This window comes from Pseudarthrobacter sp. NPDC059871 (assembly GCF_042731175.1).
In the GTDB taxonomy this organism is placed as follows: domain Bacteria; phylum Actinomycetota; class Actinomycetes; order Actinomycetales; family Micrococcaceae; genus Arthrobacter.
On the sequence record NZ_JBHWJV010000001.1, the window covers coordinates 496,544 to 520,428 of the forward strand.

General features: G+C 65.8%; 23 protein-coding genes, 2 tRNA genes and 1 other RNA gene. 14 read left to right on the forward strand and 12 right to left on the reverse strand.

Features of this window, described 5'->3' with window-relative positions; genetic code table 11:
• Positions 1 to 33 precede the first annotated feature (33 nt).
• A complete protein-coding gene (gene cysK, locus ACFV4R_RS02235; RefSeq protein ID WP_091720858.1) occupies positions 34 to 969 on the reverse strand; it encodes a cysteine synthase A in 936 nt (311 codons plus the stop codon).
• Positions 970 to 1,033: 64 nt separating this feature from the next.
• On the reverse strand, positions 1,034 to 1,558 hold the full coding sequence (gene msrA / locus ACFV4R_RS02240) for a peptide-methionine (S)-S-oxide reductase MsrA (protein ID WP_015937379.1): 525 nt from the start codon (positions 1,556 to 1,558) through the stop codon (positions 1,034 to 1,036).
• 101 nt (positions 1,559 to 1,659) lie between these two features.
• Between msrA and ACFV4R_RS02245 the strand changes: the two genes are divergently transcribed.
• Complete coding sequence (locus tag ACFV4R_RS02245; RefSeq protein ID WP_377202157.1) at positions 1,660 to 2,583, forward strand: Nif3-like dinuclear metal center hexameric protein; 924 nt, start codon at positions 1,660 to 1,662, stop codon at positions 2,581 to 2,583.
• Positions 2,584 to 2,697: 114 nt separating this feature from the next.
• Entirely contained in the window at positions 2,698 to 3,435 is a 738-nt protein-coding gene (locus tag ACFV4R_RS02250; RefSeq protein WP_377202156.1) for a zinc ribbon domain-containing protein, read from the forward strand.
• 74 nt (positions 3,436 to 3,509) lie between these two features.
• Here ACFV4R_RS02250 and ACFV4R_RS02255 read toward each other — a convergent pair whose 3' ends face one another.
• Entirely contained in the window at positions 3,510 to 4,274 is a 765-nt protein-coding gene (locus tag ACFV4R_RS02255) for a YaaA family protein (protein ID WP_377202155.1), read from the reverse strand.
• 56 nt (positions 4,275 to 4,330) lie between these two features.
• Here ACFV4R_RS02255 and rnpB point away from each other — a divergent pair.
• The 5 genes from rnpB to ACFV4R_RS02280 all read left to right on the forward strand — a co-directional run bounded on the left by rnpB (position 4,331) and on the right by ACFV4R_RS02280 (position 8,217).
• An RNA gene (gene rnpB, locus ACFV4R_RS02260) (RNase P RNA component class A) lies at positions 4,331 to 4,716 on the forward strand.
• Positions 4,717 to 4,761: 45 nt separating this feature from the next.
• Entirely contained in the window at positions 4,762 to 5,304 is a 543-nt protein-coding gene (locus ACFV4R_RS02265; protein WP_377202154.1) for a TspO/MBR family protein, read from the forward strand.
• Between the two features lie 239 nt (positions 5,305 to 5,543).
• Positions 5,544 to 7,022, forward strand: a complete 1,479-nt coding sequence (locus ACFV4R_RS02270) for a glyceraldehyde-3-phosphate dehydrogenase (protein ID WP_377202153.1) — start codon at positions 5,544 to 5,546, stop codon at positions 7,020 to 7,022.
• Positions 7,023 to 7,096: 74 nt separating this feature from the next.
• Entirely contained in the window at positions 7,097 to 7,306 is a 210-nt protein-coding gene (locus ACFV4R_RS02275; protein ID WP_377202152.1) for a hypothetical protein, read from the forward strand.
• A 113-nt stretch (positions 7,307 to 7,419) separates the two neighbouring features.
• Positions 7,420 to 8,217, forward strand: coding sequence for an HNH endonuclease family protein (locus tag ACFV4R_RS02280; protein WP_377202151.1), 798 nt, complete (start codon positions 7,420 to 7,422; stop codon positions 8,215 to 8,217).
• A 17-nt stretch (positions 8,218 to 8,234) separates the two neighbouring features.
• Here the strand turns inward: ACFV4R_RS02280 and def are convergent, their stop codons facing one another.
• From def to orn, 3 genes are all read right to left on the reverse strand, one after another.
• On the reverse strand, positions 8,235 to 8,807 hold the full coding sequence (def, locus tag ACFV4R_RS02285; protein ID WP_056079837.1) for a peptide deformylase: 573 nt from the start codon (positions 8,805 to 8,807) through the stop codon (positions 8,235 to 8,237).
• A gap of 133 nt (positions 8,808 to 8,940) precedes the next feature.
• Positions 8,941 to 9,013, reverse strand: a tRNA-His gene (locus ACFV4R_RS02290).
• 129 nt (positions 9,014 to 9,142) lie between these two features.
• Positions 9,143 to 9,769, reverse strand: a complete 627-nt coding sequence (gene orn / locus ACFV4R_RS02295; protein WP_082497387.1) for an oligoribonuclease — start codon at positions 9,767 to 9,769, stop codon at positions 9,143 to 9,145.
• Positions 9,770 to 9,924: 155 nt separating this feature from the next.
• Between orn and mptB the strand changes: the two genes are divergently transcribed.
• Positions 9,925 to 11,481, forward strand: coding sequence for a polyprenol phosphomannose-dependent alpha 1,6 mannosyltransferase MptB (gene mptB, locus ACFV4R_RS02300; RefSeq protein ID WP_377202150.1), 1,557 nt, complete (start codon positions 9,925 to 9,927; stop codon positions 11,479 to 11,481).
• Here mptB and ACFV4R_RS02305 read toward each other — a convergent pair.
• The 3 genes from ACFV4R_RS02305 to ACFV4R_RS02315 form a co-directional block, all read right to left on the reverse strand.
• Positions 11,478 to 12,191, reverse strand: coding sequence for a DNA alkylation repair protein (locus tag ACFV4R_RS02305; protein ID WP_377202149.1), 714 nt, complete (start codon positions 12,189 to 12,191; stop codon positions 11,478 to 11,480). The genes mptB and ACFV4R_RS02305 overlap by 4 nt on opposite strands.
• Positions 12,192 to 12,253: 62 nt before the next feature.
• Positions 12,254 to 13,030 (reverse strand): alpha/beta hydrolase, encoded by a 777-nt coding sequence (locus ACFV4R_RS02310; RefSeq protein WP_377202148.1) that lies wholly within the window; start codon positions 13,028 to 13,030, stop codon positions 12,254 to 12,256.
• Positions 13,030 to 14,118, reverse strand: coding sequence for a LacI family DNA-binding transcriptional regulator (locus ACFV4R_RS02315; protein ID WP_377202147.1), 1,089 nt, complete (start codon positions 14,116 to 14,118; stop codon positions 13,030 to 13,032). Before ACFV4R_RS02315 ends, ACFV4R_RS02310 begins: the two co-directional genes overlap by 1 nt.
• Positions 14,119 to 14,287: 169 nt before the next feature.
• On the opposite strand from ACFV4R_RS02315, the gene ACFV4R_RS02320 reads away from it, so the two are divergent.
• Genes ACFV4R_RS02320 through ACFV4R_RS02330 form a run of 3 tightly spaced genes read left to right on the forward strand, consistent with a single transcriptional unit; the run spans position 14,288 to position 17,507 of the window.
• A complete protein-coding gene (locus ACFV4R_RS02320; RefSeq protein WP_377202146.1) occupies positions 14,288 to 15,457 on the forward strand; it encodes a Gfo/Idh/MocA family protein in 1,170 nt (389 codons plus the stop codon).
• The gene (locus tag ACFV4R_RS02325; RefSeq protein WP_377202145.1) at positions 15,457 to 16,671 is read left to right on the forward strand and encodes a dihydrodipicolinate synthase family protein; all 1,215 of its coding nucleotides are present in this window, start codon (positions 15,457 to 15,459) and stop codon (positions 16,669 to 16,671) included. Before ACFV4R_RS02320 ends, ACFV4R_RS02325 begins: the two co-directional genes overlap by 1 nt.
• Positions 16,668 to 17,507: a sugar phosphate isomerase/epimerase gene (locus ACFV4R_RS02330; protein WP_091720817.1), complete on the forward strand. Its 840-nt coding sequence runs from the start codon at positions 16,668 to 16,670 to the stop codon at positions 17,505 to 17,507. The genes ACFV4R_RS02325 and ACFV4R_RS02330 overlap by 4 nt, the downstream gene beginning before the upstream one ends.
• 115 nt (positions 17,508 to 17,622) lie before the next feature.
• Here ACFV4R_RS02330 and xylB read toward each other — a convergent pair whose 3' ends face one another.
• Positions 17,623 to 19,041 (reverse strand): xylulokinase, encoded by a 1,419-nt coding sequence (xylB, locus tag ACFV4R_RS02335; RefSeq protein ID WP_377202144.1) that lies wholly within the window; start codon positions 19,039 to 19,041, stop codon positions 17,623 to 17,625.
• Positions 19,042 to 19,043: 2 nt separating this feature from the next.
• Positions 19,044 to 20,231, reverse strand: a complete 1,188-nt coding sequence (gene xylA, locus ACFV4R_RS02340) for a xylose isomerase (protein ID WP_377202143.1) — start codon at positions 20,229 to 20,231, stop codon at positions 19,044 to 19,046.
• A 198-nt stretch (positions 20,232 to 20,429) separates the two neighbouring features.
• On the opposite strand from xylA, the gene ACFV4R_RS02345 reads away from it, so the two are divergent.
• Complete coding sequence (locus ACFV4R_RS02345; protein ID WP_377202283.1) at positions 20,430 to 21,605, forward strand: ROK family protein; 1,176 nt, start codon at positions 20,430 to 20,432, stop codon at positions 21,603 to 21,605.
• A 163-nt stretch (positions 21,606 to 21,768) separates the two neighbouring features.
• A complete protein-coding gene (locus tag ACFV4R_RS02350; RefSeq protein ID WP_377202142.1) occupies positions 21,769 to 22,803 on the forward strand; it encodes a TM2 domain-containing protein in 1,035 nt (344 codons plus the stop codon).
• 120 nt (positions 22,804 to 22,923) lie between these two features.
• On the opposite strand, the gene ACFV4R_RS02355 is transcribed toward ACFV4R_RS02350, so the two are convergent.
• A tRNA-Arg gene (locus ACFV4R_RS02355) sits at positions 22,924 to 22,996 on the reverse strand.
• A 207-nt stretch (positions 22,997 to 23,203) separates the two neighbouring features.
• On the opposite strand from ACFV4R_RS02355, the gene ACFV4R_RS02360 reads away from it, so the two are divergent.
• On the forward strand, positions 23,204 to 23,758 hold the full coding sequence (locus ACFV4R_RS02360) for a single-stranded DNA-binding protein (RefSeq protein WP_377202141.1): 555 nt from the start codon (positions 23,204 to 23,206) through the stop codon (positions 23,756 to 23,758).
• Positions 23,759 to 23,885: the final 127 nt, after the last annotated feature.

Sequence of the window (23,885 nt, forward strand, 5' to 3'; positions counted from 1 at the left end):
CTTTCTACAGGAAACGGGCGGAGGGCGGTCTGATCAGCCGCGGATGTCGTCATAGAGAACGGTGGAGATGTAACGCTCACCGAAATCGCAGACGATGGCAACAATCAGCTTCCCGGCGTTTTCGGGGCGCTTAGCCAGTTCCAGGGCGCCCCAGACGATGGCACCGGACGAGATGCCGCCCAGAATGCCTTCCTTGACGCCCAGTTCGCGGGCAACGCGGACGGAGTCCTCCAGCGTTGCGTCCAGCACCTCGTCGTAAACGTTGGTGTCCAGCAGTTCGGGAATGAAGTTGGCACCCAGGCCCTGGATCTTGTGCGGGCCCGGAGCGCCGCCGTTGAGGATGGGGGAGTCCTTGGGCTCGACTGCCACGATCTGGACGCCGGGCTTGCGCTCCTTGAGGACCTGGCCCACGCCGGTGATGGTGCCGCCGGTACCGATGCCGGAGACGAAGATGTCCACGTCGCCGTCGGTGTCGGCCCAGATTTCCTCGGCAGTGGTGTCGCGGTGGATCTGCGGGTTGGCCTCGTTGGCGAACTGCTGCGCCCAGATGGAGTTTTCGGTGTTGGCCACGATTTCCTGGGCCTTTTCCACGGCACCGCGCATGCCCTCGGATCCAGGCGTCAGAACGATTTCGGCACCGAAGGCCCGAAGCATCACACGGCGTTCCGTGGACATGGTTTCGGGCATGGTGAGGATGACCTTGTAGCCGCGGGCTGCACCCACCATGGCCAGGGCGATTCCGGTGTTGCCGGAGGTGCCTTCGACGATCGTGCCGCCCGGCTTCAGCGCACCTGACTTTTCGGCAGCGTCGATGATGGCCACACCGATGCGGTCCTTCACGCTGTTGGCCGGGTTGTAGAACTCAAGCTTTACGGCAACGGTGGCACCCAGCCCCTCGCTGAGCCGGTTCAGCCTGACCAGCGGGGTGCGGCCTACCAGCTGCGTTACGTCGTCATAAATCCGTGCCATGTAGATACGCCTATCTCTGAGGGGTGAATACTGAGGTCAGCCTAACGAGGCCGCGTAATGCTGGCTAAGCGTTAAGCCATGCAGAGTAATATTTCCTGGCCTTGGCGAGTTTCGGGTTGATGATGACCTGGCAGTAGCCCTGCTCGGGATGTTTTGCGTAGTAGTCCTGGTGAAACTCCTCGGCAACATGGAACCGGGGGAGGCGGCTGACCTCAGTGACGATCGGATGGCTCCACAGGGCCTGGTTCCGGTCGATGGCTTCCTCGAACAGGATTTTCTCCTCGGTGGTTTCATAGAACATCGAGGAGCGGTACTGGGTCCCCACGTCATAGCCCTGCCGGTTCAGCGTGGTGGGGTCGTGCAGGGCGAAGAACATGTCCAGGATGACCTCGGCCGGGATGATCTCCTCGTCGAAGGTCACGGCGACCACCTCGGCGTGACCGGTGGTGCCGCTGCAGACTGAGTAGTAGTCAGGGTACGGATCGTGGCCGCCCGTATAGCCGGACACCACCGCCGTGACACCCTTTGTTTTCTGGTAGACGGCGTCGAGGCACCAGAAGCAGCCTCCGCCTAGAACAAAAGTTTTCATGACCTCTTCAATGGTTGGCAGCGCCGGATGATTCCCCGCGCGTCCCGCGTCACACCGGCGGCATGCCTGCGCCTGCCGGGCGATGGGGTAAAACTAAGACTATGGAACCTGTGGACACCGACGTTACCGGTCCGGACGAGCACGACGGCGACACCTCCTTTGCCGGGCAGGCCGGCGACGAGCCGGACGGGGCTCCCACCCTCGGAGACCTGCTGCTCGCCGTGGAGGAACTGTGGCCTGAATCCCTGGCCGAAGGCTGGGACGAAGTGGGCCTGGTGGCGGGCCACCCTGCAGCGCCGGTCACCAAGGTGATGTTCGCCGTCGATCCCACGCTGGAGGTGATCGAAGAGGCCGTCGAATGGGGTGCAGAGCTCCTGATCACCCATCATCCGCTGCTTCTTAAAGGGGTCACGTCCGTGGCGGCCACGACTCCCAAAGGCCGGGCGGTCCACCGGCTGATCGAGTCCGGAACCGCCCTGCTGACGGTTCACACGAACGGTGATTCCGCCGTCGGGGGTGTGTCTGATGTGCTGGCTGACGCGCTGGGCCTCCAGGACGTTGCCCCGCTGACGCTGGCGGCCAACGGGTTGCCGGAGGAGGGAATCGGACGCGTAGGGGACCTCGAGGACGCCATGACACTGGGCGATTTCGCGGCCAGGGTGTTCGGCATCCTACCGTCCGTAGCCGGGGGAGTTCGCGTCTCCGGTGACAAGGACGGCCTGGTCCGGCGGATCGCTGTGTGCGGTGGCGCGGGCGACTCGCTGTTCAACGAGGTCCGGGCCAGCAACGCCGACGTCTACGTCACGGCCGACCTTCGGCACCACCCTGCTTCGGAGGCGCGGGAAGCCGCGCTGAACGGACGCCCCTACCTCGTGGATGTGTCCCACTTCGCCAGCGAATGGCTCTGGCTTCCGGCCGCCGCGGCCGCCCTGGGCAACGTCCTCGCCGACCAGGGGCACGACGTCGAAATCCAGGTCAGTACCACCAACAGCGATCCCTGGGACTTCATCCTTACGCCCGGCTGACCCGCCACGGGTCCGGTGCGGTCTGGCGAGGCAGGGACGCGGGCCAGGCGCTAGAGTCGAGGAAGCGCCGGTTAGGTGCCCGGCCGCGGCCGGAGGGATCAAGCGGAGGTAACAGTGGCGAAGGCAGCACCGGCGGAACAGATCAAGTTGCTCGACCTGCAAGGCCTGGATGCAAAGCTCAAAGCCCTTTCCAGCCGCCGCCGCTCGCTGGAAAACGATCCCCGGATCAAAGACCTTGAGGCTGCCCTCTCCGTGGCCAGCGGCGAACTCGGTGCCGCAAAAGTGGCAGTGCACGATGCCGAGGCAGAGTTGAAGCGGGCTGAGGCTGACGTTGAACAGGTGGCCACGCGCATTGAGCGGGATGAGGCGCGCCTGAACAGCGGAACGGGTCTGTCCAAGGACCTTGTGGCACTCCAGAAGGACATCGCTTCGCTTAACAGAAGGCGTTCGGACCTTGAAGACGTGGAGCTGGAAGTCCTGGAACGCCTGGACACGCTCCGCGAGCGGCAGTCTGCGCAGCAGCAGATCGTGGACGATATCCAGGGCTCGTTCGGCAGCATCCGCGCGGAACTGGACAAGGAGCTCGCCGCTGTCGACGCGGAGGCCGCAGACGTGCGGGGCAGGCGCAATGAGTTCGCCGCCGGACTGGACGCCGGGATGCTGGCCATTTATGAGAAGACCCTGGCCAAGCGCGGTGTGGGCGCTGCCCGGCTGTTCCACGGGACCTCGGAGGCCTCGGGCATGAAGCTGAGCCCCGGCGACCTTGCGGAGATCACCGCCGCTTCCGTAGACGACATCGTCTTCTGCCCCGATTCAGGTGCCATCCTGGTCCGCTCGGAGGAGTGGGCCTGACCCAGGTACGCAGCAGCTGGCGCCGTCTTCCCGGGCCAAACGGCGCGTGGCGCTAACCGTTGGGCAGGGGAGCCTCAGCCGGGCAGGATGATGTTCAACGCATGCGGTTTCCGGGCTGTTCCGGGAACGAGCTCCGCAGTCCACCGCTCCTGTGCGGCCTTCAGAAGGCCGGCCGGCGTTGAGGGCGCTTTGCCGCGGCGCGAGAGCAGGTGCCGAGCCAGCTCGCCGCGGGTGTGCTTGGCGAAGTGGCTGACGACCTTCCGCACGCCGCCGGCTTCGGTGAAGACATTCACGGACACCGTCTGTCCTGCCGGGGGAGCCCACGCGGCCGCGTAGGTGCTGGACCGGCAGTCCACCAGCAGATGGTCCGCCACCACGGAGGCGAGGGCCTCCGAAAGCTGCGGCTTCCAGAACGTGGCGAGGCGTCCGACGTCGGGCAGTGCCGTCCCCATGGACAGCCGGTAGGCGGGCACGGAGTCGCCGAAGCGGATGGCGCCCCACAACGCCGATACCACCAGCACCGACTCGTCAGCCCTGCGCCGCTGGGCCGGCGTCAAGGTCCCGTATCCAAGGGCGTCGTAAAGGACGCCCGAGTAGATGCGGTGCGCAGGGGCCGCCGGTTCAGCGTGCAGCCGCGTATTGCGTACGACGTCGTCACGCAGCGATGCGCCCACGCCCAGGAGGTCGAGGGCGTCCTCGTGGGCACTGACGGTCCCCAGCGCCTCCAGCACCTTTGCCCGCGCAGGGTTGAGGCCCGGAAAGCCCAAGGACGACCATTCGACGGCGGCACCGTTGACCGCGGGGGTCTTGCCTTCTGAAGGGGGGAGCAGGATCAGCACCGTCCGATCCTACCGGCGGCAACAGCAGCCGCCGGCGCCGGTAGACTGGAAGCGGATGGGACAGCCAGGCGGCCGCGCGTCACGAAAGTGGCTCGAGGAACGTCCGGGCTCCACAGGGCAGGGTGGTGGGTAACGCCCACTCGGGGTAACCCGCAGGCAAGTGCCACAGAGAATAGACCGCCTGCCCTTTCCGTTTTCGGAGAGTGGCAGGTAAGGGTGAAACGGTGGTGTAAGAGACCACCAGCTTCCCGGGTGACCGGGAAGGCTAGGTAAACCCCACCCGGAGCAAGGCCAGACAGGGCACGTTTGAGGGCTGCCCGCCCGAGTGTCCGGGTAGGCCGCTAGAGGGTGCCGGCAACGGTACCCGTAGATGGATGGCCGTCGCCCCCGTGACGGCAACGGCACGGGGGAACAGAACCCGGCGTACCGGCTGTCCCATCCGCACAACCCGGTTTGACCTTGGAAGATGTGTTGGGGATCCTGAACCGTGCCCGCAAATACCGATCCGCAGCCGGCCGGCCGACCCGCCGGACCCCAGGCCCGTAACCTGCCCACGCAGGTCCTGGGCCTGCTGGCGTTCGTTGCCCTCTCCGTCACGGCCTGGGCGTTGGCCACGGTTCCGATCCTGCTGAACATGCACGGCTGGTTCGCGGCTTCCGTGCAGGCACCCTGGATGCCGCCGCAGTGGATGTTCCGCTCCGTGTGGCTGCTGCTGTACGGCAGTATTGCCGTTGCCGCCTGGCTGGTCTGGCGGAAAGGGGCGCTCACCGGCGGCACCATGGCCGGCTACCTGCTCCAGCTGTTGCTCAATGCAGCCTGGCCGCTGAGCTACTTCGGCCTTTACCCCCTGCTGGGGCCGGCTGCACTTTGGGCTGCGCTGGTGGTCCTCACCGGACTGGCCGGATGCCTTGTGTTCCTGATCCTGCGGTTTGGACCGGTGAACGGACTGGCCGGGCTGCTGGTATTGCCTTACTTCTCCTGGGTGCTCTTCTCCTGCAGCCTCAACCTCTACGCCGCACTTCACAACTGAGCGCCGTGTGAGTGATTTCACGCCCGGCGGGCCTGTTCCCCGGGCCGCGCCAAATTAGAATGGATTCCGGACGTAGGGGTTCTTCCGCTGGAATCGCGTTCGCATCCGGCGGTTTTTCTTTGCACACGATCCAGGCGCCTGGGGGCCGAACCCCGCAGGCGTGGATGCCCCTGGACATCATCAGGTGGCCTACATCCGCATACGAGGACGTATGCGGCTGAACCGAGGAAGGTATTTCTGTGAGCCAGACGTCAGATTCTTGTCTTGATACGTGGATGGGCCGCGAGGCCCTCGCCGAGGCCATGATTCCGGTGATCGGCCGGCTGTACCGCGAAAACAACGTGGTCACGAGCATCCATGGCCGGAGCCTGATCAACAAGTCCACCATGAACATCCTCAAGGCACACCGCTTCGCCCGCCGGATGAGCAAGGACGAACTCCTCCTGGAGGAGACCGCACCCCTGCTGAACACCCTTGCCGGGCTGGAGCTCGGCGCCGCGGCCATCGACATCGCGCGGCTCAACCAGAAGTTCAAGGAAGAGGGCAACGGCGCCACCCTTGAAGAGTTCCTCCGCGCAGAGCTGGCCGACGTCGTGGGCAAGCGGGGCGGCGACGACCGCACCAGCACCGACGTCGTCCTCTACGGTTTCGGACGCATTGGCCGGCTCCTCGCCCGCCTGCTGGTAGAAAAGGCCGGAGGCGGCCACGGCCTGCGCCTGCGCGCCATCGTGGTCCGCCGCGGCTCCGACAACGACCTGCTGAAGCGCGCCAGCCTGCTGCGCCGCGACTCCGTACACGGCTCCTTCGAGGGCACCATCCGCGTCGACGAGGAGGCCAACACCATCACGGCCAACGGCGTCCGGATCCAGGTCATCTACTCGAACGATCCCGCCACCATCGACTACACCGCCTACGGCATCACCAACGCCCTGGTGGTGGACAACACCGGCCGTTGGCGCGACGCCGAGGGCCTGTCCCAGCACCTGCAGAGCAAGGGCGCCGCCCGAGTCCTGCTCACCGCACCGGGCAAGGGCGAGCTGAAGAACATCGTCCACGGCATCAACCACGGCACCATCGAGGACACGGACACGATCGTCTCCGCGGCGTCCTGCACCACGAACGCCATCACCCCGGTGCTGAAGGCCCTCAACGACAAGTTCGGCGTGATCCACGGCCACGTTGAGACGGTCCACTCGTTCACCAACGACCAGAACCTGATCGACAACTTCCACAAGGGCGACCGCCGGGGCCGGTCCGCCGCCCTGAACATGGTCATCACCGAAACCGGTGCGGCCAAGGCAGTTGCCAAGGCCCTGCCCGAGCTGCTCGGCAAGCTCACCGGCAGTTCCATCCGCGTCCCCACCCCGGACGTATCGCTGGCCATCCTGAACCTGACCCTGGAAAACGGGACCACGAAGGACGAGGTCAACAACTACCTCCGCGAGATGTCGCTGCACTCAGATCTGCGCAAGCAGATCGACTACATCGATTCCCCTGAAGTAGTCTCCACCGACTTCGTCGGTTCCCGCCGCGCCGGCATCGTTGACGGCCTCGCTACCGTCTCCACTGACAAGAACCTGGTGGTCTACGTCTGGTACGACAACGAATTCGGCTACAGCTGCCAGGTGGTCCGGGTCATGGAAGAAATGGCCGGGGTAAACCCGCCGTCCTTCCCGGCCAAGGAGAGCGCCAAGGCCCTGGCGGCCATCGCCGTCTGATCTTTCCTGTTTCGTGGGGTGAATTCCCGGCTGATTCTCTGGAATCAGCCGGGAATCGGGACCACACTTGGGGAATGGAAAACGATCAGACACTTGAGCACGAAACCACGCTGGAACACGCATTTGATGTAGCCAAGGCCAACCTCAAGGAAGCGCTACGGTTACTGGACGGCGCCAAGGCGGCCCATGCGTCCGGTGACGTCACCGCGGAACGGGTGCAGCAGCTTGAAAGTCTGCTGGCCGTCGCCGAGGAGGATCTCAAGAGGGTGTCACGGGAGTTGTAGCGGTCACGGCGTGAACCCTCACTCGTCCTGCACACTGTGGATATCCGAGGGCGGCGGTTCCCTCTGACCTAGGCTCATGGGGTGCACCGCTCCCGCCCCCGAACTGCAGCCCAGTGACCGTCAGTTGGTCCGCCTACCGGCGGGCGCGACGCCGTTCCCGGCAGGCCTGGGCACTGTTGATAGTGGGCGGTGCCGCCGCCCTGGGGCTGCTGGGCTGGTTCTTCACCGCGGGGCAATTCAACATTGCGGCACCCGCGGCGGAGGGCCCCTCAGCGGCTCCCGTATTCGATGCTTCCTGGATGAAGCCGGTGGCGGCGGTCCATGAAGTGCCCCGGGGCTCAGCCGCGGATGCGTTGGAAGACCTTCCCGTCAAAGGCCGGGCAGGCAAGGACAACTACACCCGCGAGGCTTTCGGGCAGGCCTGGCTCGACGTTGACCGCAACGGCTGCGACACGCGTAATGACATCCTTCGCCGGGACCTGGCCGGCGCTGTGTTTGCGGAGGGCTCGAAATGCCGCATCTCCGCAGGGCACTTCCAAGAGCCCTATACGGGCAAGCCCACCGAGTTCCGCCGCGGCCAGGACAGCAGCGCCGCCGTACAGATCGATCACGTGGTGGCCCTCTCCGACGCCTGGCAGAAGGGCGCTCAAGCCCTGACCCCGCGCCAGCGGCAAAACCTGGCGAATGATCCCCTGAACCTGATCGCTGCAGACGGCCCCAGCAACCAGCAAAAGGGCGCGGGCGACGCCGCCACCTGGCTTCCGAAGAACAAGTCCATCAGGTGCCACTACGTAGCCCGGCAGGTCTCCGTCAAAGCGGCGTACGGGCTGTGGGTGACGGAGGCCGAGAAGGACGCGATGAAGCGGGTCCTGGGCTCGTGCCCCGGCCAGCAGACCATCAGGGCACCCTGAGCCAGGTCACCGGCCGGTCAGTGCCCGAACGGGTCCGGGTCCACGCCCGGCAGCCAAGTCAGGCCGGGAACGCCCCAACCATTCTTCTTTGCCGTCTTCTTGGCCTTGCGGGCATACCTGTCCATCAGTCGGTTGACGTACAGTTTGCCGTCCAGATGGTCGTATTCATGCTGGATGACCCTGGCGAACCATCCGGTGGCCTCGAACTTCACGGGCTCGCCGTTGCCGTCAAAACCTTCCACCCGTGCCCACTCGGCGCGCTTGAGCGGGTACTGGTCGCCGGGAAACGACAGGCACCCTTCCTCTTCCTCATCGGGGTCGGGAGCAGCTCCGGAGATCTTTGACAGCGTGAGCACAGGGTTGACCAAAACGCCGCTGGCGGGTGCGTCGTCGTCGTTCGCGTACTTGTAGACGAAGATCCTCTTGCCCACCCCTACCTGCGGTGCTGCCAGCCCCACGCCGTTGGCGGCATCGTTCGTCTCAAACATGTCCGCAATCAGGGTGCGCAGTTCGTCGTCGAAAACTTCCACTTCGGAAGCCCGGCGGTGCAGCACGGGTTCGCCCCAGATGGTGATGGGCAGAACGGTCATCTTCGCTGTCCTTCGGCTTGCGGCCCCGCAGCGGGCGCAGGGCGGTGATGCAAAAAATAGTAAAAAGAAAGGAGGCCGCACCGGAATAATCCGATGCGGCCTCCTTTGGGCGGCTGCAATACCGCCCTCTGAGGGTGAGCTACGGGGGTTGAACCCGCGACCTCCTGGACCACAACCAGGCGCTCTGCCAACTGAGCTAAGCCCACCATGTGCCCCGCAGTGTGACCGGCTTCCCGGCCCTCTGGAAAGGCAACTCAAATAGCTTACCTGCTCTTTGGGGATGCTTTGTCCACTTTTGGCGTTTCCAGCAAAAAAACCTGAAAGTGTGGCGCAGATTACTTTTCGGGCAGGCCAGCCTCAGGGCTGGTAATCCGCCGGGCGATTTTCTGCGCCGTTGAGCTGTCCGGGCCGGGCGCCGGTACGAAGACTGCGTCCCGGTAGTAGCGGAGTTCGTCGATGGAGTCCCGGATGTCACCCAGGGCGCGGTGGCCGCCCTTCTTGGCCGGGGACTGGAAGTACGCGCGGGCAAACCAGCGGCGGGACAGTTCCTTGATGGTGCTGACGTCGATCACGCGGTAGTGCAGGTGCTCCACGATGGCGGGCATATCCCTGGACAGGAAGACCCGGTCTGTTCCCACCGAGTTGCCGCCCAGCGGTGCCTTCCGAGGCTCCGGCACCCATTCGGCGATGTACTCCATCACTGCCGTTTCTGCCTCGGCCATCGTCTTGCCCGCCGGGAGTTCCTTGAGGAGCCCGGATTTGGTGTGCATGTCCCGGACAAAGTCGTTCATCTGCGCGACGGCGGCGTCATCGGGTTTGATGACGACGTCGACCCCCTCGCCGAGGATGTTCAACTCGGAGTCGGTGACCAGCGCGGCCACCTCGATCAGGGCGTCGTTCTTGATGTCCAGACCGGTCATTTCGCAGTCAATCCAGACGATTCTTTCGTTTGTTATAGGCACCGGACCAGCCTACCGTTACACCTCCTGCCAACCGGCCGGTGCTAGGATTTCGAATACGTGGCGGGTCACCCCACCGCGTGGAAACGCGCCCCGGACAGGCCCTTCGGCCAGCGGGCGCGGCCTGCGAAAACGCACAAAGATTGGACAACCCTGATATGACGGCGCCTTTGCCCGCGGCGGGCGGAATGGCTGCCGCCGCCCCGGCCGTCAACGGCGGTGCCGAGATGGACGATCCCCGGTCGCCGATCCTTGCAGGCTTCGTTGGCTCCATGTTCATGCTGGCTGGATCCCTGGGGGTCGGCTGGCTGGCGCCTGTTTCCGAACTGCGCAGGATGCCGCTGTTCATCTGGATGCGCGCCGAGGCCGCCGGGGTGGCGCTGTCCATCATCCTGCTGGCGGTGGGCGGCATGCTCCTGGTGCGGGCCTGGCTTCGGCTGGGCCAGAAAGTCCACGTGTGGGGGCCGCAGGCGCGCAGCGCCACGCTCAAGGCGATCCTGGCATGGGGCCTGCCCATGGTGGTCTGCGTCCCGCTGTTCAGCCGGGACGTTTATGCCTACATCGGCCAGGGCCGACTCATGGTTGAGGGGTTCAACCCCTACGAGAACGGCATCTCAGCACTGTCCAACTACTTCCAGCTGGGCGCCGACAAAATGTGGACCGAAGCGCCGGTTCCTTACGGCCAGCTGTTCCTATGGATCGAGCAGTTCGTTGTCTGGTCCACCAATGTCCAGCCCGAAGCCAGCGTGATGCTGTTCCGGCTGGTGGCGGTAGCGGGGGTGGTGCTGTGCGTCATCTACGTACCCAAGCTGGCCGAACTGCACGGCGTCAACCCGCACCGGGCGCTCTGGCTGACGGCGGCCAACCCGCTGTTCCTGACCAACTTCATCGCCAGCGTCCACAACGATTCCCTCATGATCGGCCTGGCCCTCGCCGGCCTGTATTACTGCGCCACGCACCGGGTGGTGCGCGGCATTGTCCTGGTAACGCTGTCCATCGCGGTCAAGCCCATCACGATAGTCTTCCTGCCCTTCATCGGCCTGCTGTGGGCCGGGCAGAATGCCGGCTGGGTCCGCAAGTTTTCCTTCTGGGCGCTGACGGCCGGCATCAGCCTGGGCCTCCTGGTCCTGATGGGCCTGGTGAACGGGTTCGGGTTCGGGTGGATCAACGGGCTCTCGGCCCCCGGCAGCATCGCCATCTGGTACGCCCCGGTGGGCCTGATCGGGATGATCGTGGCCTCGCTGGCGACTTCGTTTGGCCTGGACGGCAGCGTCTTCGCAGGGTGGGTGTTCGACGCCGGAAAGCTCCTGGCGGTGGGCATCGTGGCCTGGCTGATTTTGCGGGGCGACTATGACCGGCTGATGCGGCGGCTTACGCTCGGATTCGCCGCCATCGTCCTGTTGGCCCCCATCATCCAGTCCTGGTACGTGGTGTGGCTCATTCCGCTCTTTGCGGTCACCGGCATCCGCAACGACTGGCAGGTCAAAGCGCTCTACTTTGTGGTGTCTTTCTTCATGATCTACGCCATCTCGGACCAGCTTGAAGTCTTCCCGTACCTCCAGGCCGATGACCTGGGCTTCGCGCTGACCCTGGCCCGGGTCGCGGCGGCTGTGACCGGCCTGCTGTTCGGCCTCTACCTGATTTTCTGGGATCCCTCGACGAAACGGCTGTTCCGAAAGTCCAGCGACCTGGTTGTTGTACGCCCGGTGATTTAGCGGCGCGCGGCCCGGCCGTTGAGCCTTCGCAGCGCTTCCCGCCGCGACAGGGGGCTGATGACGGCCGAGTGCTTAGCCACGAAGGCCGCCACCCAGTCCGGTGAGGTTTTGGCGTACTCCCGCAGCGCCCATCCGATGGCTTTCCGGACGAAAAATTCCCCGTCTCCCAGGTTTGGTTCGATCACCGCGGCCAGCAGTGCGGTGTCCGTGGCGGCCTTGGCCTTCAGTTGGGCGATGATGGATGCCCGCCTGAACCAGAAGTCCTCATCGGTACTCCAAGCGCGCAGCACCGCAGTCATTTCCTCGCGGTGGGCCTGAAGCAGGCCGAAGATGCGCCCAGAAACGCCATCCACGAAGTCCCACCAGGCGCCGGTACGGATGATTTCCTCGTAGACCGGCAGCATGTGCAGGTCCCGGGACACCATCCTGTTCGCGGTCAAATCAATGGCGGCGTACCGCTCCTCGCGCACCTCGGAGTGGCGCCACAGATCGAGGACTGTGGCACGCAGTTCCTCCCCGGACCGGAACGGCGCCGCGGCAGCCGCGTCCTTCGCGATCCGGCGAACTTCCGGCACCCGGACTCCCAGCGAGGGAAGGCTCGACCTCATGTACGCCTGGGCCCCCGCTGCCCGCGCGGGATCGGCATGTTCCCGCAGTTCAGACCGGATTGCTGCGAGCACCTCGGGGTTGGAAGTTGCTGGGCTTCCCATGAGGCAACCTTAGCCAGCCCGCCGGGCCATCGCAGCCACGGCCTCCACAGCCCCGGTAACGCTCAGGGCGCCGCTGTTGCAGGTTCGGGGGCGGCTGGCTGGCCGGGATACGTCCAACCGGCTCGCTCCAGCCACGCCGAGCACAGTGCCGGCCACTCCTCGGCGCCCGGTGCTCCGGCTGCCAGGCCGATGCCGTGCCGGCCATGCGGGAAGACGTGGAGTTCTGCGGGGACGCCGGCGTCGAAAAGCGCCTGCGCGTATCCCAGGCTGTGGCTGACGGGCACCGCCTCGTCGTCGGCCGTGTGCCACAGGAAAGCCGGCGGGGTCTGGGAGGTCACCTGACGGTCCGCGGAAAGAGTCGAGAGCAGGTCCGGGGACGGTGCGTGGCCCACGAGGTTGTCTACGGACCCCTGGTGCACGTCCCGGGTCAACGACACCACGGGGTAGCACAGCACTGCCAGGTTGGGCACGGCGCCGGGGACATCGAGGGCCCGGACTCCCGTGGAAACCGCCGTCGACAGTGTTGCAGCGAGGTGGCCGCCCGCCGAGAATCCCAGCACCCCGATCCTTTCCGGATCCACCGCCAGGCCATGGGCGCCGCCGCGGATGTACAGCATGGCTTCCTTGGCATCCGCCAGGGGAGCGGGGTGCCGGTGGGGAGCTACCCGGTAGCGCAGGACAAAGGCGTGAATACCCAGCGAAGAGAGCCATTCGGCCACGGGTTCGGCCTCATGGTCGGCCTGCCGCGCATAGCCGCCGCCGGGCAGGACCAGGACGGCGGGCCGCAACCCCCTGCCGGGGCAACTGGCGGGAATGAAGGTCAGGCCGTTCGGCACCATCAGTCCGTGGCCTCCGTACTGCGGCGCAACATGACCCTGCCGGTCACCGGAAGCGGTGCGGAATCCTGTTCGTCGCCGTCGGCTGTTAGTGGTGCAGTGGCCCTGGTGGCGAGCCGGCCAATCTCCTCCAACGGCAGGCTGACCGTGGAAAGCGCAGGCCTGAAATCGCGCAGGGTCTCAATGTCATCGAAGCCCGCGATCCGTGCATCACGCGGGATGCGGAGGCCTTCTTCCCGTAAAGCGGCCGCAGCACCGATGGCCATGACGTCATTGACAGCGAAAATACCCAGCCCCTGGCCGGCCGGCCGGCCGCTCCCGCCCGTTCCGCCGGCCTTGATCCGTGCCGCCAGCTTGAGGCCGGCCTCGTATCCTCCGGACCGGTTAAAGGAGTTCCGCAGTACCTCGGCGGGGCCGCGGCCTGCCCGGCTGAGCCCTTCCTGGAAGCCGCGGATCCGGTCATCGGAGGTGAAGAGCCCTTCCGGGCCGCCGATGATGACGAAGTCGCCGTCCCACCCCGCGGCCAGTTCCGCGGCCAAGTCTGCGGCAAGTTCCTGGTTGGGGACAGACACCACGTGGTAGCCCTCCGGGGCGGAGGCGCCCACTACGGGGTGTCCCACCACAGCAACCTGCCCTCCGTTGCGGCAGTAGCGGTCCAGCTCCGCGGCCAGTTCCGCGTTCCCGTCCCCATCCTCAGCCCGCGACGAGCGCGAGCCGGCGATCACGATCGAGTCTGCGCGCCGCGCAGCGAAGGCGGCAACTGCTTCCTTTTCTTCCCCGGGAGCTCCGCCTGTAGTGGCCAGCAGCACCATCCGGCGCTGTTCGCGGGCAGCCTCCTGGACGCCCCTGGCAATTGCCGCGAAGTAGGGGTCCGCGATGTCGTGGACGATCAGGCCGATCAGGCCGGAACTCGACTTCGCCAGTCCCTGTGCCTGCGCGTTGGGAATGTAGCCCAGTGAATCTGCCGCCTGGCGGACCCGCTCGGCGATGTCCTTGCCGGGCTTGCGCGCTGAGCCGTTAAGGACGCGGGAGGCGGTGGCGGGAGACACCCCGGCAAGCCGGGCCACCTCGGTGAGGGTACTAGCAGCCACAGCAGCTCCTGGACGTCGAGGAAGATAACGGTCACCACATTATGGCAGTTGAAAGTTCTTCCGGAAAGCGCTTGCCAACCTCGGCGCGCGCGGTGCATGATGGAACAAGTGGGAATGCGCTTTCCCAATCAGGCTTGAGTAAAACTTGCTCACTCACCGTGGAGGACACATGGGCTTCGAAACAAAGACGATCCGCATCGCCATGAATGGCATCACCGGCCGCATGGGATACCGCCAGCACCTGCTGCGGTCAATCCTGCCGATCCGTGACGCCGGCGGCTTCACCCTGGCAGACGGCACCCGCGTGCAGGTTGAGCCCATCCTGGTGGGGCGCAACGAGGCGAAGATCCGCGAACTGGCGGAGAAGCACAAAGTTGCCGAATGGACCACCGACCTGGAATCGGTCATCAACGATCCCACGGTTGACGTCATCTTCGACGCCTCAATGACCAGCCTGCGTGCGGCCACCCTGAAGAAGGCCATGCTGGCCGGCAAGCATATCTTCACCGAAAAGCCCACCGCGGAAACCCTGGAAGAAGCCATCGAACTGGCCCGCATCGGCAAGGAAGCCGGTGTCACCGCAGGCGTCGTCCACGACAAGCTGTACCTCCCGGGCCTGGTCAAGCTCCGCCGCCTGGTGGACGAAGGTTTCTTTGGCCGCATCCTCTCCATCCGCGGCGAGTTCGGCTACTGGGTGTTTGAAGGCGACGTACAGGCAGCCCAGCGCCCGTCCTGGAACTACCGCAAGGAAGACGGCGGCGGGATGACCACGGACATGTTCTGCCACTGGAACTACGTCCTCGAAGGCATCATCGGCAAGGTCAAGAGCGTCAGCGCCAAGACCGCTACGCACATCCCCGCCCGCTGGGACGAGGCCGGAAAGGAATACAAGGCAACGGCCGACGACGCCTCCTACGGCATCTTCGAGCTTGAGACCCCCGCGGGAGACGCAGTCGTGGGCCAGATCAACTCGTCCTGGGCCGTCCGCGTCTACCGCGACGAGCTGGTGGAATTCCAGATTGACGGCACCCACGGGTCCGCCGTCGCAGGCCTCAACAAGTGCGTTGCCCAGCAGCGCGCACACACCCCCAAGCCCGTATGGAACCCGGACCTGCCCGTCACCGAATCCTTCCGCGACCAGTGGCAGGAAGTTCCCGCCAACGCCGAACTCGACAACGGCTTCAAGCTGCAGTGGGAAGAATTCCTTCGCGACGTCGTCGCCGGCCGCGAACACCGCTTCGGCCTGCTCTCCGCCGCCCGGGGTGTCCAGCTTGCAGAACTCGGACTGCAGTCCAACGACGAACGCCGCACCATCGACATCCCGGAGATCACGCTCTAATGACGTCCCTCATCCTTCCCTCCCACGACGGCGGCACCAGGGAATACCGCCTGCAGGGCGGCACCACCTGGGCCCGCCCCGCTGCCCCCCTGACGGCGCGGCGGGCGTACGCCGCAGCCCATGTCATCCCCGAGGTCCTTGCCGACAACACCCCCGGCGCCCCGGCACGCCTGGACTGGGACGCCACGATGGCCTACCGCCACGAACTGTGGTCCTACGGCCTGGGCGTCGCCGATGCGATGGACACCGCACAGCGGGGCATGGGCCTTGACTGGGCAGCCACCCAGCAGCTCATCAAGCGCACCGGCGTCGAGGCGGCGTCCGTGGTCGCAGCGAACAACGCGGCCACCGCCGGCAAGTCCGTCCGTGACCTCGTGTCCTGCGGAGCAGGGACCGACCAGCTGGACATCGACTCCCTTCCCGTGGGCGAAGCCGGCCTCAAGGCTGTCCTCGAGGCCTACCGCGAACAGATTGCCGTCATCAGCGAAGCCGGGCCGAAGGTCATCCTGATGGCCTCCCGTGCCCTGGCCAAGGTGGCCAGCGGTCCGGAGGACTACCTGAACGTGTACTCCACGCTGCTGCAGGAAGTTGACCAGCCGGTCATCCTGCACTGGCTCGGCACCATGTTCGATCCAGCGCTTGCCGGCTACTGGGGCTCCGACGACGTCGCTGCTGCCACCGAGACCTTCCTGGGCCTCATCAAGGACAACGCGGACAAGGTTGACGGCGTCAAAGTCTCCCTGCTCGATGCAAGCCACGAGGTGGCACTGCGTGCGGCCCTGCCCGCGGGCGTCCGTCTCTACACCGGCGATGACTTCAACTACCCCGAGCTCATCGACGGAAACGGCACGCACCACTCGGACGCACTGCTCGGCATCTTCGCAGCCATCTACCCGGCCGCCTCGGTAGCCCTGCAGAACTACGACGCCGGCAACGCCGCCAAGGCCCGCGAGATCCTGGACTCCACCCGCGAACTGGGCAAGCACATCTTCAGCGCGCCCACGTTCTACTACAAGACCGGCATTGCGTTCATGTCCTGGCTCAATGGCAAGCAGCCGGGCTTCCAGATGGTGGGCGGCCTGCACTCCGGCCGCTCCGTCTGCCACCTGGCCAAGACCTTCGAACTCGCCGACCAGGCCGGCCTGCTGAAGGATCCCGCCCTCGCCGCCTTCCGGATGTCCGACTACCTGCGGATCAATGGGGTGGGCGTATGAGCGACTTCTCAAGGTTGGCCATCAACAGCGCCACCACCAAGAAATGGACACTCGCCCAGGTGGTCGAGGGATGCGTCAACGCCGGCATTCCCTCCATCGGCCCGTGGCGGGACCGCGTGGAGGAGGCCGGCCTGGACAAGGCTGCCCGCCTGATCAAGGATGCAGGCCTGCGGGTCTCCTCGCTGTGCCGCGGCGGCTTCCTGACCGCGGCCGACGCCGAGGGGCAGGCGGCCGCGCTCGCTGACAACCGCGCAGCAATCCTCGAGGCCGTGGCACTGGACACCAGGGAACTGTTCCTGGTGGTCGGCGGCCTGGCGCCGGGGGAGAAGGACGTCGTGGCGGCACGGCAGCGAGTGGCGGACCGGTTGGCGGACCTTGTTCCGTTTGCTGCGGAAAACGGGGTCCGGCTGGTGCTGGAACCGCTTCACCCGATGTACGCCGCGGACCGCGCACTCATCTCCACCCTTGGCCAGGCGCTGGACCTCGCGGCGCCCTTCGATGCCGCGACGGTGGGCGTCGCCGTCGATACTTTCCATGTCTGGTGGGATCCGGAGCTGAAGGCGCAGATCGAGCGCGCCGGACGGGAAAACCGCATCGCTTCCTACCAGGTGTGTGATTTCAACATGCCCATTGCCGCTGATCCGCTGCTCTCCCGCGGATACATGGGCGACGGCGTCGTGGACTTCGCCACCATCGGCACCTGGGTGCGGGACGCCGGCTACACCGGCGACATCGAAGTCGAAATCTTCAACCAGGAGATCTGGGACACCGACGGCAACACCGTCCTGTCCACGGTCAAGGAACGCTACGCGGAGCTTGTCCTGCCGTACGCCTGACCTGGTCCACGCCGCGGGCCGCTGCCGCGCTCTCGAAAGTGACAGGCAGTGGCCTGCGCTCCACATACAGAAGACCCGGACCGCTTGCGGTCCGGGTCTTCTGCCTATCCCCAAGTCAGGCGTACAGGGAGGCGAACCGCCGGTATGCCGCCAGCACACCGGCGTCGTCCGTTCTCCGGGGGAGCACGACAGCGTCTGACGCCCAGGCAGGGAAAGCGCCAGTGAGCGCTGCGGCGGCCTGGCGGGCAGCGCCGTCGGCCACGTATTCTCCCGGCCGCGGTATGGCGACGGCGGCCCCCAACAGCCGTGCCGCGGCGTCCTGGACGGCCTCCGACTGCGCGCCGCCGCCCACCAGGACGATGCGTCTGGCCTCCACGCCCTGTTCCACGAGCGCGGCCAGCCCGTCCGCAAGGGAGCACGCCACGCCTTCGACGGCGGCGCGCGCCACGTTCGCCGGCGTGTAGTTTGCCCGTGTGATGCCGTGCAGGGAACCGGTGGCATCCGGCAGGTTGGGGGTGCGTTCCCCGTCGAAGTAGGGCACCAGTGTCAGGCCACCCGCGCCAGGCTGCGCTGACAGGGCCAGCCCGTTGAATTCGGCCAGGTCCACTCCCAGGAGCGCTGCTGTTGCATCGAAAACGCGCGTGGCATTCAGCGTGCACACGAGGGGCAGGTAGTGCCCCGCCGCATCCGCAAACCCGGCCACCAGTCCGGTTGCGTCGGCCGCCGGCGTCTCCGAAACCGCGAAGACGGTGCCGGACGTGCCCAAGGACATCACCACGTCGCCCAACCCTGCACCAGCACCCAGTGCGGCTGCAGCGTTGTCGCCCGCGCCCGATGCGAGAAGGCTGCCGGCCGGCGTCCTTCCCGCTGCTTCCAACGGACCAAGGACCCGCGGCAGCGTCGGTGTGTGGCCAAGCGATGCGGCCACGAGGTGGGGCAGGTACTTTCCTTCCGCCGTCGAGAAGTAGCCAGTCCCTGAAGCGTCCGAGCGGTCCGTCACCAGCGCATCAAGCCCAGCCGTTCCGCTCCCCGGTCCGTACCCGGCCAGGCGCCAGGTCAGCCAGTCGTGCGGGAGGCAGACGGCGGCAACCCTGGCTGCGTTTTCCGGTTCGTTTTCCCGGAGCCAGTGCAGCTTGGTCAGCGTCAGCGACGCTACCGGAACTGTCCCGGTGGCGTGTGCCCAAAAGCGGGCGCCGGCGGCAGCATCGCCGTCGCCCGCCATGTCAATGAGCTGCGCGGCGGCACCGGCGCTCCGTGTGTCGTTCCACAGCAGGGCAGGGCGGACCACCGCGCCGTCGGCGTCAAGGCAGACCATGCCATGCTGTTGCCCGGCGACGGAGATGGCGGCGACCTCGTCGAGGCCGCCGGCCTGGGCGACGGCGTCCTGGAGTGCGTCCCACCAAGCCTCAGGGTGGACCTCGGTGCCCTCGGGATGTGGCGCGCGGCCCTGCCGGACCAAAACGCCTGTACCGGCATCGCGGATTACTACCTTGCAGGACTGGGTGGAACTGTCGATTCCCGCGACCAGCGCCATGGTCAGCGGGCGTTGAGGAGGTGCTCGATGGCAAGCTGGTTGAGCCGGACGAACGCGAACGAGCGTTCGGCTGCCTTATCGGCGTCGAAGTCGTCGAATGCGGCGGCGTCAGCGAGCAGGTCTGCTGTGGTTTCGCCGACGTTGAGGGTGGGTTCGCCGAGTTCGAAGACGCCCGATGCCTTGAGGGCTTCCTGAACCTGCGGGTCCGCGCGGAAGGCCAGCGCCCGTTCCTTGAGCAGGAGGTACATCGCCATATTGGCCTTGGCGGATTCCCAGACGCCGTCGTAGCCGTCGGTGCGGGAGGGCTTGTAGTCGAAGTGGCGGGGGCCCTCGTACGTGGGGCCGCCGCCCGGGAAGCCGTTCTCGAGCAGGTCCACGGTGAAGAAGGCGCTGGTGAGGTCGCCGTGGCCGAAGACGAGGTCCTGGTCATATTTGATGCCGCGCTGGCCGTTGAGGTCGATGTGGAAGAGCTTGCCCGCCCAGAGTGCCTGGGCGATGCCGTGGGTGAAGTTCAGTCCGGCCATCTGTTCGTGTCCGGTTTCGGGGTTCAGGCCCACGATGTCGCTATGTTCCAGCTGGGCGATGAAGGCCAGGCCGTGGCCGACGGTGGGCAGGAAGATATCTCCCCGGGGTTCGTTGGGCTTGGGCTCGAGGGCGATGCGCAGGTTGTAGCCCTTGTCCTTGATGTAACCGGCGGCCGTGTCCACGCCTTCCCTCATGCGGTCCAGTGCGGCCGCGAGGTCCTTGGAGCCGTCGTATTCGCTGCCTTCGCGGCCGCCCCACATGACGAAGGTCTCTGCGCCGAGCTCTGCTGCGAGGTCGATGTTGCGGAGGACCTTGGACAGGGCGAACCGGCGCACAGAGCGGTCGTTGGAAGTAAAGCCGCCGTCTTTGAATACCGGGTGGCTGAACAGGTTGGTGGTGACCATCGGCACCTTGAGTCCGGTTTCGGCCAGTGCCGCGCGGAAGTTCTTGAGAATCAGTTCGCGCTCGGACGCCGGAGCGTCGAAGGGGACCAGATCGTTGTCGTGGAAGGTGATGCCATAGGCGCCGAGGTCCGCCAGCTTGTGGACCGCCTCCACCGGGTCAAGGGCTGCGCGGGTGGCCACACCGAATGGGTCGGCGCCGGTCCAGCCCACCGTCCAAAGGCCAAAGGTGAACTTGTCGGCAGGGGTGGGGGCGAGAGTCATGATGCGTCCTTGCGATCGATGGTCCGCGATTGGCGGAGGTTTAGTTTATTGCTTGAACTTTATGGGTGGACGTAGGCTGTGGTCAAGGGTCCGGCGGTGCGGACCAACAGATTTTCTTTGGCGGGATCCGCAGCGAGGAGTGCCATGAGGTTGCCGGTACCGGCGTCGACGCCCCACGGGCCAACGGCTCCGGGGAGCATGGGGGACGTGCGCAGGAGCAACCTTTCCCTGGTTCTCGGTGCCATCGCCGGTGCGCCCCGGGGAGCGTTCCCCACCAGGGCCCAGGTTGCTGCCGCCACCGGCCTGACCAAGGCGTCGGTCTCAAGCATGGTGACGGACCTTCTCGACGCAGGCCTGGTGCGCGAGGTCGGACTCAATGCACGGGGGGAGCGTGGCCGTCCCGGGGTGGGCCTGGACCTAAACACCATGCGGGCCGTGATGGGTATGGAGGTCAACGTCGACTACATAGCTGCCGGCGTGATGGACCTTTCCGGGACGGTCGTGTTTCTGGAAGTCCGGGAACGCGACAACCGTGGAAGCCAACCTGAACCCGTCCTGGAGGCGCTCGCTGTCCTGGCGGCCAAAGCGCGCAGCGACGCGGGGGAGCGGGGCGTGGAAATCCTCGGCGGCGGCCTCGCCGTGCCCGGGCTGGTGCGACACGGAGGGACGGGAATCCTGACCGCCCCCAACCTGGGGTGGACCGGTGTTGACCTTGACCCTGGTGCCTTGCTTCCGGAAGCCCCGCTGGCCGTCGCCCTGTTCAACGAAGCGAACGCTGCGGCCCTGGCTGAACTCCGGCACAGGCCAGGCAATGACGCCGACTTCCTGTTCGTCTCCGGCGAGGTGGGCGTTGGCGGCGGCCTGGTCCTGGGCGGCGAACTCTTCACCGGGCCCGCCGGCCATGCCGGCGAAGTAGGACACGTGGTGGTGGACCCGGCGGGAAGCCGCTGCTCGTGCGGAGGGACCGGCTGCCTGGAAACAATTGCCGGCCAGGATGCCATCTTCGCTGCCGCCGGCGTCGAAACGAGCGGCGAAAGCCGCTCCGCAGCCATGCGAAGCCTCCTTGCAGCGCTCGCCGCGGGGGATACCCGGGCGATATCCGCCGTCGAACGTGCCGGCAAGTACTTGGGCATTGCCCTCGCCTCAACTGCGCGGGTGGTGGACATCGGTTCGGTGGTGCTCGGCGGCCACTTTGCCGTCCTTGACCAGTGGCTGCGGGCTCCGCTGCTTCACAGCCTTTCCACGTATGCGCCAGGCAAGCTGGCCGCCGACCATGTTGTCACCTCAGCCGTGGGTGAGGAGGGCGCGCTCCTGGGCGCGGCGGGAAGCGTCCTGCGCTCGCTGGTAGACGCGCCGCACTTGCTGCAGCGCTAGCCGCGGGGTAGGCCAATGACCTCGCCGATCCATCCCGAGACACGGACAAACACCTGCGCATATCCTTGCCGTTGGCTGATTTCGGGAAGGTATCATCCACTTGTGTGGGTCTCCACGTCAACGTTTTTGGGGCGGGCGGTGGCGCCGGAAGGAACACGGATCGATGCAGCAAGACCAGCCGGGGTATGTCTCCGCGCATGCAGTTCAGGGTTATGGCTCCGCGCCAACTGTCAGTAGCAGGTCCTTCGTCGCCACCTGGCTCTTCGCCTTGTTTCTGGGTGGCTTGGGCGCGGACCGGTTCTACCTGGGCCGGACCGGCACCGGGATAGCAAAGCTGCTGACCCTGGGCGGACTGGGAATCTGGACCCTGGTGGACCTTGTGCTGGTATTGGCCAATAGGCAAACAGATGCGCTCGGGCTTCCCTTGCGCGACTACGGACGCCATAGGGTGCCTGCTTTTGTGGTCACCGGTGTTGTTGTCGTTTTGAACTTCGTCGCCGCAGCGGTTGTAGGTGTCATTCTCTTTGTCGCAGGCCTGCACGCGTCTGCGACGCAGGCACCTGGCAGCGCACACGCTGATTCTGCCCTGGTGTCGCCGCCTGCGCCGACCCATGGCCCGATGGGCCAGTTCACCACGGTCGCCACCCAGACCGTAACTGGTTTCGGGCCCGACCGCGTGAACACCCTGGAGCTTGACGGGCTGCCCGCGGTTGTGACTTTCCGGTGTGATGACTGCACAGGCAGTATCACGCTGCGGGCCAACGGGCTCGAAGGGATTCTGGTGGACACCACCGGGCCGTATCTCGGGGAGCACCTGATAGACATTTTCGACGGATCCATCACTGATGAATTCGAGGTCACCGCGGCGGGTCACTGGTCCCTGACGGTGCGGGATCTATCAGACATCCCGGCGTGGGATGGCCGCGTCGAAGGCCATGGCGACGCCGTGTTGTATCTCGATACCGAGGGAACCGAAGCCGGGTTAACGAACAACGGTGAAGGCCGCTTTATCGTCAGGGGGTTCGGCTCTGAGCTCACCGAAGTCCCGGTCGAAACCACGGGCAGATTCTCCGGCACGGTGAAGCTCACCACCCCGGGTTACATTCAGATCGTTTCAGATGGCGACTGGTCGGTTGACCCCGCCCCGGTCCCGCAGGCAGGAGTGGTATCGCTTCGCGCTGCGAGCCACCGGGGTTAGCCGGTATGGAAGCACCGCGCTTTGCGTTCACACGGATGCGATAACCCGGCCGGATTCCTGCGGGCCGTTTAAGCAACAGAGGTCCTGGCCTGCATGCGCAAGGCCAGGACCTCTTTTCGGTGCCCCAGGAGGGAATCGAACCCCCGACCGGCGGATTAGAAGGCCGCTGCTCTATCCCCTGAGCTACTGAGGCATCCGGTCTCCGGCCTCTCGGCCAGTGCCTCAAAAAGTTTACCCTGCCCGGGGTGCCGGTGCCGTCATCTACGGGTGACTCTTCCTCCACATCCGCCTGCGCCGGTGCGTTATGCACATAGCCCAACCGGCCCCTCCTTCCGGCTGCCTGGCGGCGCAATGCTGGTACTGCCTGCAAGGGCACCACCATTGAGACAGGACGTGAAAGATGAAAGACCTAATGACCATCCGGGGCTTCGTGGCCACGGATGTAACGAGTTCCACCACCGGGCGGGGCACCGCGAAGGCATCCTTCCGTGTAGGGGTTACCTCGCGCCGCTTCGACGAGTCCGCCAAGGCATGGGTGGACGAGCACACCAACTGGTTTACCGTCCACGGGTACCGCCAACTTGCGGGGACCATCGGGTGCAGCATCAGGAAGGGCCAGCCGGTCATCGTGGTCGGGAAACTACGGCTCAGCACCTGGGAGAAGGAGGGACGCGTCTACCATTCGACAGTCATCTACGCCGATGCTGTGGGCCACGACCTTTCGCTCGGCTCGGCAAACTTCACCCGCACGTCGTCCAAGCCCCCGCTGTCCCTGGTGGAGCCACCCGCCGTTCCCGACGACCCTCAGGCAGACGTGGGCCTGACCCAGGACGAGGCAGAAGACCACGACTTCGACCATCCCGACGACGACGCCCAACCAGCCGTTGTCATCGAGGACAGCAATGGCGAACTCGCTTCCCTCGATCTCGAAACGGGGGAACTCGCCGAAGTCTAAGGCCCATCAGAGTTCACCGTCCTGCCAGTCCCGGGCGGACGGAACGCGGCACACCCCGGCCGCATTCCGTCCGCCCGCCACACGCTGCCGGCGCTCAAGCGGAGCCCGCAACCGGATACGGCGGCCC